This is a genomic window from Flammeovirga sp. SubArs3, from assembly GCF_947387565.1.
In the GTDB taxonomy this organism is placed as follows: domain Bacteria; phylum Bacteroidota; class Bacteroidia; order Cytophagales; family Flammeovirgaceae; genus Flammeovirga; species Flammeovirga agarivorans.
Genome location: NZ_CANDOA010000006.1, coordinates 59841 through 76132, shown reverse-complemented (window position 1 = coordinate 76132; position 16292 = coordinate 59841). Strand labels below are relative to the sequence as shown.

At 34.3% G+C, this 16292-nt stretch carries 12 protein-coding genes; 6 read left to right on the top strand and 6 right to left on the bottom strand.

Annotated features, from left to right (window positions below; genetic code table 11):
- The first annotated feature begins 78 nt into the window (after positions 1-78).
- The 3 genes from QL232_RS17410 (at position 79) to QL232_RS17400 (ending at position 3510) form a co-directional block, all read left to right on the top strand.
- Positions 79-1299, top strand: coding sequence for a M20 family metallo-hydrolase (locus tag QL232_RS17410; protein WP_281615114.1), 1221 nt, complete (start codon positions 79-81; stop codon positions 1297-1299).
- A 118-nt stretch (positions 1300-1417) separates the two neighbouring features.
- The gene (locus QL232_RS17405) at positions 1418-2818 is read left to right on the top strand and encodes an AbgT family transporter (RefSeq protein ID WP_281615113.1); all 1401 of its coding nucleotides are present in this window, start codon (positions 1418-1420) and stop codon (positions 2816-2818) included.
- Between the two features lie 32 nt (positions 2819-2850).
- Positions 2851-3510, top strand: coding sequence for an isochorismatase family cysteine hydrolase (locus QL232_RS17400; protein ID WP_168884292.1), 660 nt, complete (start codon positions 2851-2853; stop codon positions 3508-3510).
- Between the two features lie 30 nt (positions 3511-3540).
- Here the strand turns inward: QL232_RS17400 and QL232_RS17395 are convergent, their stop codons facing one another.
- From QL232_RS17395 to QL232_RS17375, 5 genes are all read right to left on the bottom strand, one after another.
- Positions 3541-4428 (bottom strand): DUF3307 domain-containing protein, encoded by an 888-nt coding sequence (locus QL232_RS17395; protein ID WP_281615112.1) that lies wholly within the window; start codon positions 4426-4428, stop codon positions 3541-3543.
- A 10-nt stretch (positions 4429-4438) separates the two neighbouring features.
- A complete protein-coding gene (locus QL232_RS17390; RefSeq protein WP_281615111.1) occupies positions 4439-5068 on the bottom strand; it encodes an AsnC family protein in 630 nt (209 codons plus the stop codon).
- Between the two features lie 91 nt (positions 5069-5159).
- Positions 5160-5753 (bottom strand): hypothetical protein, encoded by a 594-nt coding sequence (locus QL232_RS17385; RefSeq protein WP_281615110.1) that lies wholly within the window; start codon positions 5751-5753, stop codon positions 5160-5162.
- Positions 5754-5851: 98 nt separating this feature from the next.
- Positions 5852-10093 (bottom strand): DEAD/DEAH box helicase, encoded by a 4242-nt coding sequence (locus QL232_RS17380; RefSeq protein WP_281615109.1) that lies wholly within the window; start codon positions 10091-10093, stop codon positions 5852-5854.
- 2 nt (positions 10094-10095) lie between these two features.
- Positions 10096-11196 (bottom strand): hypothetical protein, encoded by a 1101-nt coding sequence (locus QL232_RS17375; protein WP_281615108.1) that lies wholly within the window; start codon positions 11194-11196, stop codon positions 10096-10098.
- 473 nt (positions 11197-11669) lie between these two features.
- Between QL232_RS17375 and QL232_RS17370 the strand changes: the two genes are divergently transcribed.
- The 3 genes from QL232_RS17370 (at position 11670) to QL232_RS17360 (ending at position 13336) form a co-directional block, all read left to right on the top strand.
- Positions 11670-11813 carry a hypothetical protein gene (locus QL232_RS17370; RefSeq protein WP_168884286.1) on the top strand — a complete coding sequence of 48 codons (144 nt, stop codon included), beginning with the start codon at positions 11670-11672 and terminating at the stop codon, positions 11811-11813.
- A gap of 202 nt (positions 11814-12015) precedes the next feature.
- Positions 12016-12498, top strand: coding sequence for a hypothetical protein (locus QL232_RS17365; RefSeq protein WP_168884285.1), 483 nt, complete (start codon positions 12016-12018; stop codon positions 12496-12498).
- A gap of 487 nt (positions 12499-12985) precedes the next feature.
- Positions 12986-13336 carry a hypothetical protein gene (locus QL232_RS17360; RefSeq protein ID WP_281615107.1) on the top strand — a complete coding sequence of 117 codons (351 nt, stop codon included), beginning with the start codon at positions 12986-12988 and terminating at the stop codon, positions 13334-13336.
- Positions 13337-13418: 82 nt separating this feature from the next.
- Here the strand turns inward: QL232_RS17360 and QL232_RS17355 are convergent, their stop codons facing one another.
- Complete coding sequence (locus tag QL232_RS17355) at positions 13419-16103, bottom strand: glycogen debranching protein (protein ID WP_281615106.1); 2685 nt, start codon at positions 16101-16103, stop codon at positions 13419-13421.
- Positions 16104-16292 lie beyond the last annotated feature (189 nt).

Below are 16292 nucleotides of genomic sequence, written 5' to 3'. Positions count from 1 at the left end.
CGAATTGTTGATACGACTCGTTACTTCTATACTTTGTTAAACCTACCCATAAGACATTCAATGTCAATTAAATTACTTATGCAACTAGGAAAAGAAACATACCAAGTATTAGAAGAATTATCTAAATATTCGAAAGAAGGTCCCGGTGTAACTCGATTATATCTGACTGAAGAACATAAAGCTGCTTATTCGTACCTTGAAAAGTTAATGACTGATATCATCGGATTAACGGTTGAAGTGGACAATATCGGTAATATGATAGGTACTTATACCTCTCCTGAGAAAACAAATAAAACAATTGTTTTAGGATCTCACCAAGATACGGTTAGAAATGGAGGTAAATATGATGGAGCAATGGGTATCATTCTTCCACTGATCGCACTAAAACACTGTATTCAGAATAATATTCCCCTTAAATATAATGTCAAGATCGCTTCTTTTGGTGATGAAGAAGGCGTCCGTTTTGCAACTACATATTTAGGATCTAAAGTACTTGCCGGAACTTTTACAAGTGATTTACTTGACAGAAAAAGTGAAGATGGAAATACTCTTAAAGAGGAACTTATTTCTTTTGGTCTTGACCCTAATAAGATTCCTGAAGATAAATTAAAAGATGATATTGTTGGTTATCTCGAAGTACACATCGAGCAAGGGCCTGTTTTACAACATAAAAATTTAGCTGTTGGAGTAGTGAATGCTATACAAGGTTCACACAGATACACTATCAATATAAATGGTATGGCTGGTCATGCAGGAACAATACCGATGCCTCTACGTAAAGATGCAGGTATTGGTGCCTCTGAAAGCATGGTTGAGTTAACAAGATACCTTGAAACTATTGAGGATATTGTAGCAACATTTGGGATTGTTGAGTTTCTACCTGGGTCCATTAATGTTATTCCTGGTGAAGCCAATTTCACAATGGATATTCGCTCCCTAGATGAAAAGTTGATCAAAGATACTGTCACAAAATTTGATCAGATCTTGAGTGATGTCTGCAACAAAAGAGGGTTAACATATACCTTGACAAATACCAATGAAGCTCCTCCTACAACATGTAGTGATACTATCATAAAGCAACTAGAAACAAGTGTTGCTAATGTAGGAAGTGATGTTTTTACTTTTCCAAGTGGAGCAGGACATGATGCCCAAGAAATGAAAAACATCACTGATATGGGGATGCTTTTTGTACGATGTAAAGATGGTATCAGTCACAACCCACTAGAATCTGTTACAGAAAATGATCTTGATATTGCAGCAAAAGTTGTCGTTGACTTCTTAAAGAACTATCAAGTATAATATTATAACAAAACACTTTAATAACCTTTACCCATCACATAATAGTGATTTAATTGCATAAGTATATCACCCAATACACTTATAACTAAGCTATTCTATGTGAAATAATTAATAACCTATGACACAAAATAAGATATCATGGATAGATAAGATCCCTCACCCATTAGCTATTCTCTTTTTTATGCTAATTGGTGCTTCTGTCCTTACCTATATAATACCTGCAGGAGAGTTTGATAGAGAACTTGTTGATGGCGTTGCGAGAGTAGTCAATGGCACATTCCACTCTGTAGATCAGACACCTGTTAACCTATTTGACACCGTTATCGCTATTGGCATTGGTTTTCAAGAAATCGCAGATATTGTCTTTATCGTTTTTGCCAGTGCTGCAATGTTTGGTATTTTCGAAAAGAACGGAATGCTAGAAGACGTTGTGGGCTCATTTGTAAAACGTTTAGGACTAAAAAGAAAATATCTTATAGTAGGGATGATGACCTACATGTATGGTTTACTAGGTATCTTCGTAGGTTATGAAAACAACATTGCATTAGCACCAATAGCGGTGATCGTTAGCTTAGCTATCGGTGGGGATGTTCTGCTAGGTGCAGGTATGGCTGTTGGTGGTATTTCTGTTGGCTTTGGTTTGGCCCCTTTTAACCCCTATACGGTAGGTGTAGGACATCAAATTGCTGAAATGCCGTTATTCTCAGGCTGGCAATTTAGAAGTGTATTGGTCTTCGCCTTACTTACGGTGTTGGTGTATTATAACATCAGTTATTTCAAAAAGATATTAGCCAATCCAGAAAAGAGCTTATCTAAAGGCATAGATACACACGGATTAGAGTTGTCAAAACCTCTAGAAGAATATAAAACTTCAGCAAGAGATAAAATCGTCCTTGGTATATTCCTTTTAGGGCTATTAGTTATGCTTTATGGGGTCTTTAACTTGGGATGGTACATCAATGAGATCTCTGCCATTTTTATTATAATTGGTATTGTCAGTGGACTAATATCTAGAATGAGCATTGAAGAAATTAGTCAGGTGATGTCTAAATCATTTGAAACCTGTGCTTTGGCTGCAATACTTATTGGTGCTGCCCAAGGGCTAAAGGTTGTAATGGATGCTGGTCATATCAGTGATACCATCGCCCACAGTTTTATTGGTTTATTAGAATCTTTGCCTAAAACAGCCTCTGCTGTGGTTATGACAATGACTCAATCTATAACCAATATCTTTATTCCAGGTGGTAGTGGTCAAGCATTAGTAACTCTACCAATTATGATCCCTGTTGGCGACACAGTTGGAATTACTCGTCAGTGTACAATATTAGCCTTTCAAATTGGTGACGGAATCACAAATATCTTTACTCCAACTCTAGGTGGTCTAATCGCCATGTTAGGGTTATGTAGAGTTCCTTATGGAAGCTGGATCAAGTATATATTCAAGTTTACAGCAATGGCTTATGTCGTTTGTTGGATCGCCATGGCTATTGCAGTAGCTATTAATTATGGTCCTATGTAATCATTTAGAAATGAAATTTTGAGATTAAGAAAATGGAAAATCCAATTGAAGATATGTATGAGGGACAAAGTGTTCCTGAACTAAAAAGAAAAAAGGTAGGTTTAATTTCTATAGATATTCAATATCACGATGCTGCAATCGGTTATGGCTTCTTTAAGGATGCAAAAAGAGAAGACCATAGTTACTACTTTGATCGTTTAGATGATGTTGTTTTTCCTACCGTCAACAAATTACAAGAACTCTTTAGAAGCGAAGGTTTAGAGGTGATCCATGTAAGAATTGAAGCACTAACAGCTGATGGTCGCGATAGAAGCTTAGAACACAAACGTATTGGTTGTCATGTTCCTAAGGGATCAAAAGCTGCTGAAATTATGCCTCAGGTGGCTCCAAAAGATGATGAAATTGTATTAAGCAAAACGGCCTCAGGTGTTTTTAATAGTACAAACTTAGAATATGTACTCAGAAACTTGGGGATCGATCAATTAGTAACGGTCGGTGTGCTTACTAACGAATGTATTGAAACTGCCGTTCGAGATGGTGCCGATAAAGGGTTTACAATGTATATAGTTGATGAGGGAACTGCTGCTTTAACTCCAGAGTTACATGAAAGTTCTATGAAAGTGCTTAATGGAGTCTATGGGTACAGAGTTTCCGCCGAACAAATCATCGATATGGTCAAGAATTCAAAATAAGAAGAAGCTACCTTAAGGGTAGCTTCTTTTTTAAAATAAGCTTTTAGCTTCTTCACTTGTTAGGCACATCAAACCAGCAAAAATGGCTAAACCAAAACTAATCAGCGTACCTATTAAAATATACTCCGTCATCTGACGGTCTTTTCCCCCTTTCAAGTCGCCAAAACGGAAAACAGATTTAGCTGTTAAGAGAAATCCTATTGATTTAAGGTCTCCGTTTAATACAAAAGTTAGGATCAATACTCTTTCTAAAATACCAATCCATTGTCCTGCATCTTGTAAGGATGCATAAGTAGACCGATCATTCTGAAATTTTGTATTCTTCTGAAACTTAAATTTCTTTTCCAAACGTTTTGGATCGTTACGGTTGAGATCAATTTCAACTTCCATAAGGTTATCATAAGCATCTTGAATAATCTGAGAACTCTCAGGTGTCCAACGTTTCAATAAAACTTTCATGATAATCCCTGCCGGAGTCGTCACAAATAAGTAAGCGACAATAATCTTCCAGGGTATTTCTACAGTATAAATCTTAGCGAATAGAAAATTCCAATCGAAGTTAATCGAAAATAATGCTAGTATACCGATATGGATGAGTTGATCTGATGTAAATAATAATACCCCTTTACCTGGAAACTTCTTTGAGAAGTATGTCTTTGCGATATCTACTAACCCATGCAAAAAGGTTAAACTTAGTGTGGCCACCCCTGTCTGAGATAACCCAGAAGCTTCCCAATGCCCAATAAGATGATAATGAAACGCAAATACTACGAAATAACACAAGCCATGTATCACAATATGTTTCCAAAAAGCCGAGGAGAAATAATATTCAGCCTTCTCCACAGCCATTTTCTCTGATTGTAATAAAAAGTCTGCTGTTAAGTGTGCGAACAAAAGTTGGAAAAAGAGTGTATTCATATTAGTTCTGTTAGCTTGTCAGTAGGAGTATTTTCTGTGAAAACCAATTCAAGTAATTGATTAGTCCTTCCATATTATCTTTTTGGATTCTTTTGTGAATGGCAGGCTGTGATACTCCTACTAATTCTGCTAAATCCTTTTGCTTGGTAACACCTAAAAGATAATGTTTTCCTACCGTAAAGCTACTGAATGACCAATTGGAAATCAAATGTTCTATTAGTTGAACACTCTCTTGGAACCCCATAAGATCATAATCCCATGCGGTTGCGATCATAAGTTTTCGATTATTAGCCTGCAGTTTATCAAATGTTCTTCCAGAAAGTTTGTATGCATGTCCATCAGAACTCATTACATTATCACCTTCATAACCTTCCTTACCAATGCCAATACTTATTCTTACATCTATTTTTAAATCGTATAGCTCTTTCTTTGCATTAATAAATACGCGTAGTAAAATGGCTAAGTAAAGACTTCTACTAGGGTCTGATAATTCTATCTGAAAACTATCACCTCTAAAAATATCCCATCTTGCATCTTCGAAAAATGGTAAATCCATCACTTCCTCTATGCATGATGACCATAACGCATTATTTTGAGTTTTTGTCGAAGAAACGATATCAGCGGTAAGTATTGCAATCATAATATCAATTTTCAACAAAAATATAACCCATTTAGTTATAATCAAAATATATAACCATATGAGTTATAATTAAATTAAATAACCTATTTAGTTATAATCCTAAATCTACTTTTCTGTCCTTGATAAGTTGTGCGACATCAAGCTTCGAATTCATCTCAATAGATTGATCTACGATCAAAAGTTGATATGTTTTTCCCTTCTCCTTGAATAAAATTTCTTGACCAATTTTTAAGTCTACACCACTATTAGAAAAAGGAGATAAATTAGGATTCATCACTCCTGGAATAATCAGAGGGATGGATTTTGCCGTATTATTTCTTAAGGTAAATGTAACAAAAGGTTCTTTCATCGCTACAGCTTCTCTTGTCGTTTCTTCAGTAGAAAGAACAATTTTTATAGGTTGGTTAGACGAGTTTTTTAATGTGAGCATTCCTTCTTTTTCAACCAGCACTATTTCTTTAGCATGATGATTCAAGCCAAAACCTCTAATATTTTTTCCAGAAAATTTATTGATTACTTGAACTCCTACTTCTTGGTTACTCTTATTGTTGATTTCACATGCGTAGATATCAAGATTTGATAGATCATAGATTAAAGTTTGTTGGGCAGGAATAACCACTACAGATTTAGATGTAGAACATGATATCAAGACAACAAATAGCAGAAAGATGGATAGCGTTTTCATAGTTACAGATTTTTGGTGATTATATTGTTTAACCTGTGACCCAGAAAATTGTTTACAAAAAATCCTGATTTACAATTCAATAAATCAGGATGATATGGTTACACATCTAGTAAAACTTCATTATTCTGAAGTAATTTTAATAGCTCCTGTGTATTTAGTTTCGAAGCTTTTGAAGTACCAGAAAGTAAATCATCTGCTAACTCTCGTTTATCCGCATGAAGAGCTATCATTTTCTCCTCAATAGAATCTTTTGTTATCATTCGATACACTGTAACTGGCCTTGTTTGACCAATACGATGTGCTCTATCTGTTGCCTGATCTTCTACGGCAGGGTTCCACCATGGATCCATATGTATCACGTAGTCTGCCGCTGTGAGATTCAGTCCGGTTCCTCCTGCTTTCAAAGAGATAAGAAAAACATCCCCTTCTCCATTTTGAAAAGCCTCGATCCCTTTCTTTCTATTGCTCAAAGTTGTCGAACCATCAAGGTATTGGTAAGATATCCCTTCCTTGTCTAGAGCATCTTTAATAATATGTAAGAAGCCAACAAATTGACTAAATATTAAAGCTCTATGTCCGCCCTCTTTCAATTCATGGACGGTTTCTAAAAGAAGTTTCACTTTATTTCCTTGGACAGTCCAAGTGTGATCTATAAGTCGAGGATGACAACACAATTGTCTCAACTTGGTTAATTCAGCGAGTACTTGAAGCGTAGTATCCTTATTTTCATTTTTCTTAATTATCCCCTCAATTTCTTCTAAAGCAGTTCTTCTGTGTGCCTCATATAGTGTCATTTCATCATCAGAGAAATTCACAGTTAAGACTTGTTCGGTCTTTTGAGGAAGTTCATCCAGTACTTCACTTTTCTTTCTTCTTAGGATAAAAGGAGAAATGAGTCTTCTTAATACCTTTTTAGCAGATCTTGCATGATGCTCTTCTCCTGATTCAGAGATTTTTAATACAAAGTTTTTATTAAATGACTCCCAATTTCCTAATAGACCAGGATTGATGAACTCAAACAAATTCCATAGTTCTGCCAAATTGTTTTCTATAGGAGTACCTGTAGTAATAATTCTGGTATTCGCTTGCAATTGCATGGCTATTTTTGAACGTTTTGTCCCTTTATTCTTGATAGCCTGTGCTTCATCGAGCAGAACAATGTTCCAATCTTTATCAATTAATTTTTTATTATTTGATTGTAATAAACCGTAGCTGCAAATGACAAGGTCATGAGGTCCTGCCTCCTTAATCACTTTCTCTCGTTTCGTAGCTTGTGATAACAAATGGACTTTAAAAGTAGGAGCAAATTTTCTAGCTTCATTTACCCAGTTAAAAGTTACAGAAGTTGGAGCAACCACTAAACAAGGTCCTTCAGATGCTTTACTAAGCATTAATGATAAACCTTGTATCGTCTTTCCTAACCCCATATCATCCGCTAAACAGGCACCTCCTCCCCATGAAGCTAATCTAGACAACCATTGGAAACCTTCCTCTTGATAGTCTCTCAAGTCTGCCTGTAAGGTAGTAGGTATAGAAAATGACTTCTGATTCGCTTCCTCTATTTTCTCCTGCAGATTTTTCCAGGTATCGTCAGAACGGACTAAAGCTTCTTTTGTCAACTCATTTAGAACACCATAAGAAGCCAAACGGTGTACTCTTAATTCTTTATCATCATCTATTGCAACACTTGTAAGAGCAGTAAGTTGCCTTCTTAGTTCATCCGTTAGTGCAATAAATTCATCTTTCTTTATTTCTACATATTTGCTATTTGGGTCATTTTTGAATTGACGCATTAAATCGGCTAAAGAAGTCACCACCTCTTCATTTAGTTTCACATCTCCACCAATAGCAAACCAGTCTCTTTTTTTACTTTGGATGTTTACTGTAACATTACCGCCAGTAACTTTTCCAAGAAGCTTAAAACGTATGCCTTTCGGCCATTCAATAACAGGTTGTATATCTCCAAATTGAAGTTCATTTAAAGCATTTAGGGTTTCTTCTCTATCTGTTAGTTCCCAAGCATGGTGTCCGTCGTTGGTCATATCCAATTGCGGGCGTTGTGCATAGAACTTATGTAATACCTCTTGTTCTTCTTTTAATTGTCTTGTGACCCTAGTTCTTTCCCTGTCTACTTCCTCCACTAAGATCTCTTTTCCTTTTCCTGGAACAACATAAGGAGGTTGTGTTTTGAATGGCTTCATGTACAACTCCAAAAGAATATTATTACCTCTTGGTGTAAGTAAAGCATGAAGGGTTTTATCAGCTACTAATTCTGGTAATTCCTCTTTAATATCTTCTACATGTGAATGTACAATTAAGGACTGTCCTAAAGAGGAAACCACCTGTTTTAATTTTTCCTTTCCATTTTTTGGGATGATAACATCAGTAGGGAAATTCCTTGCCCAAGATTTAATGTTACTATCTACATCATACAAAATAACCCTAGTCGGTGTTTCTCTTTTTAAGGGAAAATCGATGTTGACATCCTTATCAAAAAACAGTTTATAGTTTTCCCCTTTCTCTGTGATCTGTAATTCCAATGGTCGTTTTTCAACAATAACAGATACATTATCATCACTTTCCAACACCACGTTTGGATGATTAGGAAGAAGTTTCCAAACCTCTAGCACATCATAATCAAAATATCCTCTTCCATAAGCTTTAACTGCTTTATCAAAGATCTCATTATCGATATCTAACATCCCTTTGATCGACCTTGATAGCATTCGTCGATCGGATATTTTTTTAGGTTTAGACCAAATACCACTTTTCAATTTTGTCTGCTCCATAGGCTGTACATATAACCTGTGGTCGGCAACAACCCAAAGTAGTCTGCTTTCTGATTTTGTTGTTTTCTTTTTCTTGTTGGTCTCTTTAAAGTTTTCTGCTAAGCCTTCAATTTTCTTTAAAACCTGTTCCCACTCTTCTACTTCAGATACCTCTAAAATATCTTTCAGCTGAAGAATATCTTCATCCATCAAATACTCTAGGTCAATATCACTATCGAACTCAAACTTTTTAGCTAATTGGAAAGCCTCAGCAAGGATTGATGCATACCATAAAAAACCAGATCGATAAAGTTTTAAAGCTCTTCCTCCAACTGGGTTAATCAAATGGTCTGATAACTTAAACTCTTTACCAAAAACTTGAATATATAGCCAAACCAAATAAGCATGCGAAAAGGGATTCAATAGGTTGGGTTCTTCCAGAAACTCAATAATTTTAAACCTTAGATCATATTTATCATAATAACAATCTAGACTATTCTTATTCTTAAAAACACTCTCAAGGTCCAATTGAGCATGAAGTAATTCTTTATTGATTAATAGCTTTTTAGCAAGTGCTGAATTATATCTATTTCTATTTAGAGAAGTCGCATCAGGAATCTCTTTTAAGATGATGGCAGAAAAAATAAATTCTAAGCTATTAGACAAAAACTGCCATGATTTAGAAGATTTCTTCTTTGCATCTTTGATGAGATCCTTTACTCCAATGGCCTCTAGAAAATTCGGTAATGCTTTACCATTGTCCTTTCTGATAAAATGACCTAACCCTAGATATTTCTTATCAAGGTGATGAGAAGTAATTTTCTGAAGAGCAGTATCGACATCTCCTCTCAAAATGAAATCAAGTAATTCAAAATTATAGATCACATGTGCATTTGAAGGGAGGAATGTTATTGCATTTCGGAAAAGTTGAATATCTACCTTAGCATCAAAAAAGTCTGCTAAGAAATATTCTACCATTTCATGTAGACGTTTTTCAGGAATTTCATTTAACCATTCTCCTTTATCAAATCCCGCTTTATAAACGGAAAAAACACCAAGAAGTAGTGTTGTGATATAATCAAAATGGCCTGCTTTATTCTGAAATATATTCATGAAAATAATTTCAGAGAGCTGAGAGTTTCCCAACATTAAGTCTCTTACAGAATTTTCAGGTTTATATACAGAACGACCAAATGAATGTTCATATGGAGGGAAAGTATCACTCAACTTTTCAATAAAAGAGCCATGAGGTGCATGTTTTTTAATATAAATCACGCCCCAAACAAAAGACTCTAAATCTACTGTATGGTAATATTTTGTCTGTCGATATTCAAATGAATGTAGAAGACCTTCTCCTTCTAATGTATCGAAGAATGAAAAGACTATTTTTTTTACTTTAGATTTTGTTTCAGACAAATAGAACAAACGTTCAAGAACTTCAAGAATTACATTCCGAGGTTCTCCTTTATAACCACTACAAGTATATATTGTAGCAATTTGTAATTTCTCTTTATCAGAGAATACCGCTAACTTTTGATCTATTGATGAATAATTATCTAATGAAAAAAACATGCTTATAGAATGTAGTACCCCGAAATAAATTTATCTTTCTTAGCGTAAGCTTCGTATTCTTCTTCTAATTCCTTCTCTGTTCGTAAGATAATCGAAGATTTACTACCACTGTTTAGGTGTTCAAGCACTCCCCAATCATTATTATTTTTGGCATCTATATAGTCTTTACTTTCAGGGTCCATCCAGATAAATGCAACATTTTTATTCATTACTTTCAATGCAGAAGACATAAAATCTTGGATACGATTTTCGTAACCTTTTTTCCAGAATAAACCTTCTACAGTCACAAAAGAATGGTTTTTGAAGTTGAATAAACGGTTGGCTAGAGGTATGTAAGGTAATAAGTATTTTGCGACCACTCCTTCAATACCAGGAAGGTGTTTAAATTGCCAATTTCCAACAAACAGTTGTCCGCCTGCTACAATCTCTCCATTTTCTTCCAAGACAAAAACATCTTCATTTTTACAGATATTTTCTGAAGAGAAAAAAGCATAATCTTTATAGAAATCATCAACAAGAGACATATACGTACTCTTCTCTGATTCTTTTATCCTTCTAAAGTTGTTATGAATAGATGGAGAAACCCTACTGTAAGTTAAGGTTGTCATTTTGCCAATCGTTTGGAAGCCTACTTTTTCAGTAAACATCTTCGATCTCAAATTGTCGTTCTCCACTTGTGCATGGAAACATTGAGGTGTACCATTTTCCTTGCTTTCAGGCATCCGGTAATTATTGAAGAAATCGATAAGTTGTTGATCCAATAAACTTACTTTTCTCTTCTTCTTATTTGCTGCCTGCTTAGCACTCTGCATCGTTTGCATAAAAGCAAAGTAACGAATATGATAGGTTTCTATTTTTTGTCCCTCATAAAATGTTTCCTTATGGATAAGTGTAATAGTACTTAAGAGCTTATTATTTCTTCTAAGGTTAAGAAAATATGCCTTCTTAGTATCTACTAAACTTTTTCTTGTTTCTGTATGGACATAGCGTAAACCACCCTCAGTACCCCAAAGAGTTCCTTTGAGTATGTCTACAACATCATCTTCGATAATATCTGTTAGTTCTAAAGTAATTGACCCTAGTTGGGTAATTATATCTTTCATTTGACTTCCTAAAAATTTCGTATTAAAAACAAAGTAACGCTTACTTCTATCCTAATGACATTAGGAGGTTACGATCTTATTCAAATTTAAACCTTTCATCACTGATAATAAAAACCCTTGTAGTGTATTAGATTACTATTAACATTGTTGTGATTAAGCTTCTCACTTCAAATTGAAACAAAAATATTGTTATTTTTTTCATTTCTAAATGAAACCATGAAAACATATCAAAAAAAGACGAATATTCTTTACTTATTGATGTAACACCATAGAAAACATATTGTATTAAAAAAGATATTATTCATTTATAAAGAACTTCAAGTGATATAAAAGTATAAATCCTTCGTACAGAATAACATACATTAAGAAAATAAACCTTCGATTATGTTAATTTCAATCGGTTGCATTAGTGCTCTAGCATTTATTTACTTACATTTGCATTATATAATAATAACCTAAACCTACCATTAAATATGTTCAACTCGTACTCCATCAGCGAGAACACCCTAAAGTGGGGTTCTGAAACTCTTTTCAATTCTGATAAGAGAAAAGACAATCGCGAAAACAAAAACCAGAAAGGTAAACAACAGAAGCTACAGAAAGGAAAAAACCTTTAACCTTATCCGTAGACTGCATAACCAGAACTAGATATTACTATTACGAAGAGAGGCATTTGTCTCTCTTTTTTTGTTCTTTAACTTTTGTGATAAACGTTTAATGTTGTTTACACTCCAAAAAATGCTGTTGGTCGAAAAGAAATTGTGAAGTAAGGTCTATTCTACACTTTTGTAATGTAATCGTTACAAAATGATTCAGATTATGAGAAAAGGCTCAATTTACATATTACTATTACTGTCAATATTTAGCTGTATTGAAGTAGACCAACAACCCAATATTCAGGGTACATGGGAGCTTATTTCAGCAGTTACCATAAAAGAAGATACAGTAGAGCATCTTGAAATGGATGGTATCAGAATGATTAAGATAATTAATCAGAACCATTTTGCCTTTCTTAATCATGACGAACACAAAGGAATTGACTCAACCAAAGCAAAGTTTATTGCTGGTGGAGGTGCTTATACTTTAAAAGGAAATCAGTACAAAGAAAACCTAGAATACTGTACTCACAGAGCATTTGAAGGATATGATTTCGATTTCACTGTAACGATAAAAGGAGACACTCTGACACAAGAAGGATATGAGATTGTAGAAGAGAAAGATATCCATCAAAAAATCATTGAGAAATACGTTAAAGTTCAGGGAGGAAAGGCAAAAAATATTTATGCATTTCCACTGATGTAACGAAAGATATATTATTAGTAGTTTTTCATTTCATTTCATACGATTCTATTTGGACGATAGAAGAGAATATTGAGAAAGCCATTCTATATTTATAGGATGGCTTTTTAGTTTGTAAACAGGAAATTAGTAACATTTTTCGAATCTATTACTTAATAGTTAATGTGTTTTAAAAACAAGGTATCAATGTTACTTTTGAAGAGACAACAGTCTGGTTAATAAACTTTAGTATCAATGAAAAATACATTAAGAGCGGAGATTCTTTCCACAATTATCACAACAAGTATTATCTTATTTACAGTTATCGGTTCTATCATTATTGAATTGATCAAATGAGAACCTATTCTGTAGAAAACAGAAAAGTATGAATGACATGTATACCAACTGATTAAGAGACTAATATTCCAATAAAGAAATATTAAATAAGCCATCTTACCACAAAGGATGGCTTTTTTGGCTATTTACTTTAATTTTGTTGAAAATTATAATTATGAGTCAAAGAAGAGAAGTGAGACAGGAGGAAATAACTCTTGTACAACACCTAATCACTTTAGGAGGATTAAAACCTGAGAGTTTTGAATTACCAACCATGGTAGATGATTATGAAAATGCTGTTATGGGAAGTATAAACTTTACTCCACCTGAAAAGGCGGCCTATGCAGGGGATATTGTCCAAGTGGTTTATAGAGATAGTGATGAAGTTCCTGTAGTGATTACACTCACAAAAAATGTCAATAATGAGATCCTTGACATGGATTTTTGGAAGAAAGATTTCTCAAAATTACAGACTTACCCTATTCCAGAAAAAGTAGCCATCTTTAATAATAATGGGATGATATAGGGCATATCGACGATAAAAAAATATAAAAAAAGGAGGTAAAATCTTAATTGATTCTATCTCCTTTATTTTCTATTTAAAGATCTTATTTACTCGCTTTACCGTAGTAGACATTTTCTATAAGTGCTGTATTTACATCAACATTCATATTTTCATCGTACGATTCAAAACGGATAGATAATTTATTGGCTCCTTTCTTTAATTGTACAGGAATATGGTTTGTCATACCAATACTTGACCATTCTTCAGTACCTCGCTGTGCCATAACTAAAGCACCTTGATCTGTTCCATTTACAAATAAATTACGTATTGCACATTTATTATCTGTATTCCATGGACCGCTACCATTTGTGTAAGAGAACCAAACCATATATTCTCCAGATTCTGGAACAGTGATTTTAAAATCTACTTTCTTATTTCTTTTCTTAGAAACTTCTACCATTCCTGATGGAGCTGCTTTAATATCGATTTTCTTACTTGCGCTCGCAATTCTCGAAACATTCTTGATTTTAATATCCCCTACTGAAATTGGTTCAGAAATATATGATGGGAAATTATCGCTATCTATTGCTCTAACAGCATACTCATCTACCTCTTTCTCTTTCTTGATTGTAAATAACGTTTCGTTCTGAGTGGCGATTACCTTACCATTCTTAATGATTTCGTAATTAACTGCTCCCTTCACTGCGTTCCATGTTAATTGATCACCTTTATATGTAACATTTGGGTTTTCAAGATGGAATTTATTAGCTACTTTGTTTGATGTCGTTCCTTCAGTAATATCATTATCTGCTAAGACTATATCAATTTTATGATTTCCTCCTTTTTTCAAGTTAAAGGTAAATTCATCAGATGCTTTTCCGTCTATTGTAAATGATTTGATCTTATTACCGTAACCTTTTAGAGTGATATCAAAGTTATTTTTCCAAAGCTTTACGTTTTTCAATTCTTTGCTACCTCCATATACTTTTGGTACTACAGGATTAAAACTTAAGATGCCTTTTTCATCAATAGAAATACCAAAATATACTTTGTAAATCATTGCCATGTTACCAGATAAACTCCATAACATCTCATCAGAGTTGACTTCTGTATCCATATAATCACCATCTTCTGCTACAAAATTCTCTTTGTTGGTTAAGAATAAGGCCGCAGGTCTATAAATCGATGCCAAACCTTGCTCTAAAGCAGTACCATTACCTGCCTTTGCTGTTGCAATGTTCCAATAAGCCTGTACAAATGGCCAAATACCATTGTTATGATAAGGTCTAATACCAGGAATCTGAGGATAAACACAAGCAGCACCATATGGAGTGATTGGTGAATTTTTTACAATGCTTTTCGCTCTATTTTCATCAGCAACATCAAAAATTACAGCCAATGCCTCACCTAATGCTTCATATTTTGGAGAAAGGATCATATGATCTCTACCATATAGATATTGTGCGTAGTATCCCTCTTTTTCTAACCAAAGGTGATTATTAATGGCATTTTTAAGGTTAACAGCATACTCATTATATTTTTGGTAGTCTTTTTCTTTTCCTAATAATCGAGCCATTTTAGCAGCGATATTCATAGCCTCAAAATGATCCACATTTGTTCCTAAGTTCAATGACCTGTAGATATCAACGTTATCCATCCATCTAGGATAAGTCTGCTTTCTCCAGTCCAAGAAAGATGACTCTCCTCTCATTAAACCTGTTGCTGGATCATAAACAACATGCATATCATCATCTATCGTATTTGCAATAACTTTGTATGCTTCTTTTAACCACCCCTGATCGCCAGTTGTAGTATAAACATTCCATGCTGCTAAAGCCCAAGTTACTCTATCAGAAGAGACAGGCCATGCTCCTCCAGAACCTGTATCTTGAATAATTCTATCTCTTTTTACCTTTCTTCTTAAAGAAGTAATAGCTCTTTGAGGGTCTAAAATTGATAAGCTTAAAACAATAGAATAAGAAATATCTCTAGTCCAAACTCCTCCCCATTCTTTACCAGTCCTAAAAGTACCATCTGCTTCAGAATCGGCCACAAGTTCGTTCAATGCTAAATTATAAAGAGCATCAACTAATGGAATATCAGAAGTAAAGGTTGGATACTTAGATAGATTTTTAGTTGATTTCCACACTGGTGAAGTGATTTTTTCAGGATCTGGCTGATTCATCACTAAAGTGATTTCATAAATACCATCACCATCCTTATCTGTCAGTTGTTCTACATCTCCTAAATTGTCGAAGTCCCAGCGCATTGGAGCACTTCCTCCTGCTACATAAACCCCTTTAAAGTCATTTTGGTAAATCTTCTCACCATGAATATCTTCATAATACCCTTTTGTTTTGAAGGCATTTAATACAGGCGACATATCTAATTTGATAGTTACTTCTGTATTCTTTTCCAACCAATCCATTTTGTCGACCTTCTCATTGTCCAAATGATGTTCTCCAAAAACAATTGTTGGTGAAGTATATTTTCCATCTTCCGGATGAATAACTAGGCGGTGGTTTTTACCATAAGCTAGTTCATCATCTTTTCCATTTATACTGAATTTAAATTCGATTGCTCTACTGTATGCATCTTGAAGTGGACTCTTATAGTTAGATGTCATTTCTTTTGGCGATACTACTGTGGCAGTAAAATCTCCTTGGGTAACATGATCTTTATACACATTGTATGTTTCGGATTCATATAAAGTATTTTCATTTCCAGAATCACATGCAGTAAAAGCCATTAGACAGCCTGCTGCCAACAATCGTAGGGTTCTATTCATTTGGTTTAAATTTGATTTTCCTCGATGAATTTAATCTTCAGTAATTTACAACAAGTTTCTATTTAGTAAAATTCTATTCTCTTTTGAAATCGGTTTCGAAATAAAAATTTATCAACCATTAAGAGTTTGTAACACCAAATATTTTGTCAAATTCTCAGTCAGGTTCTCTTAAGCCTATTTTTACTCAAC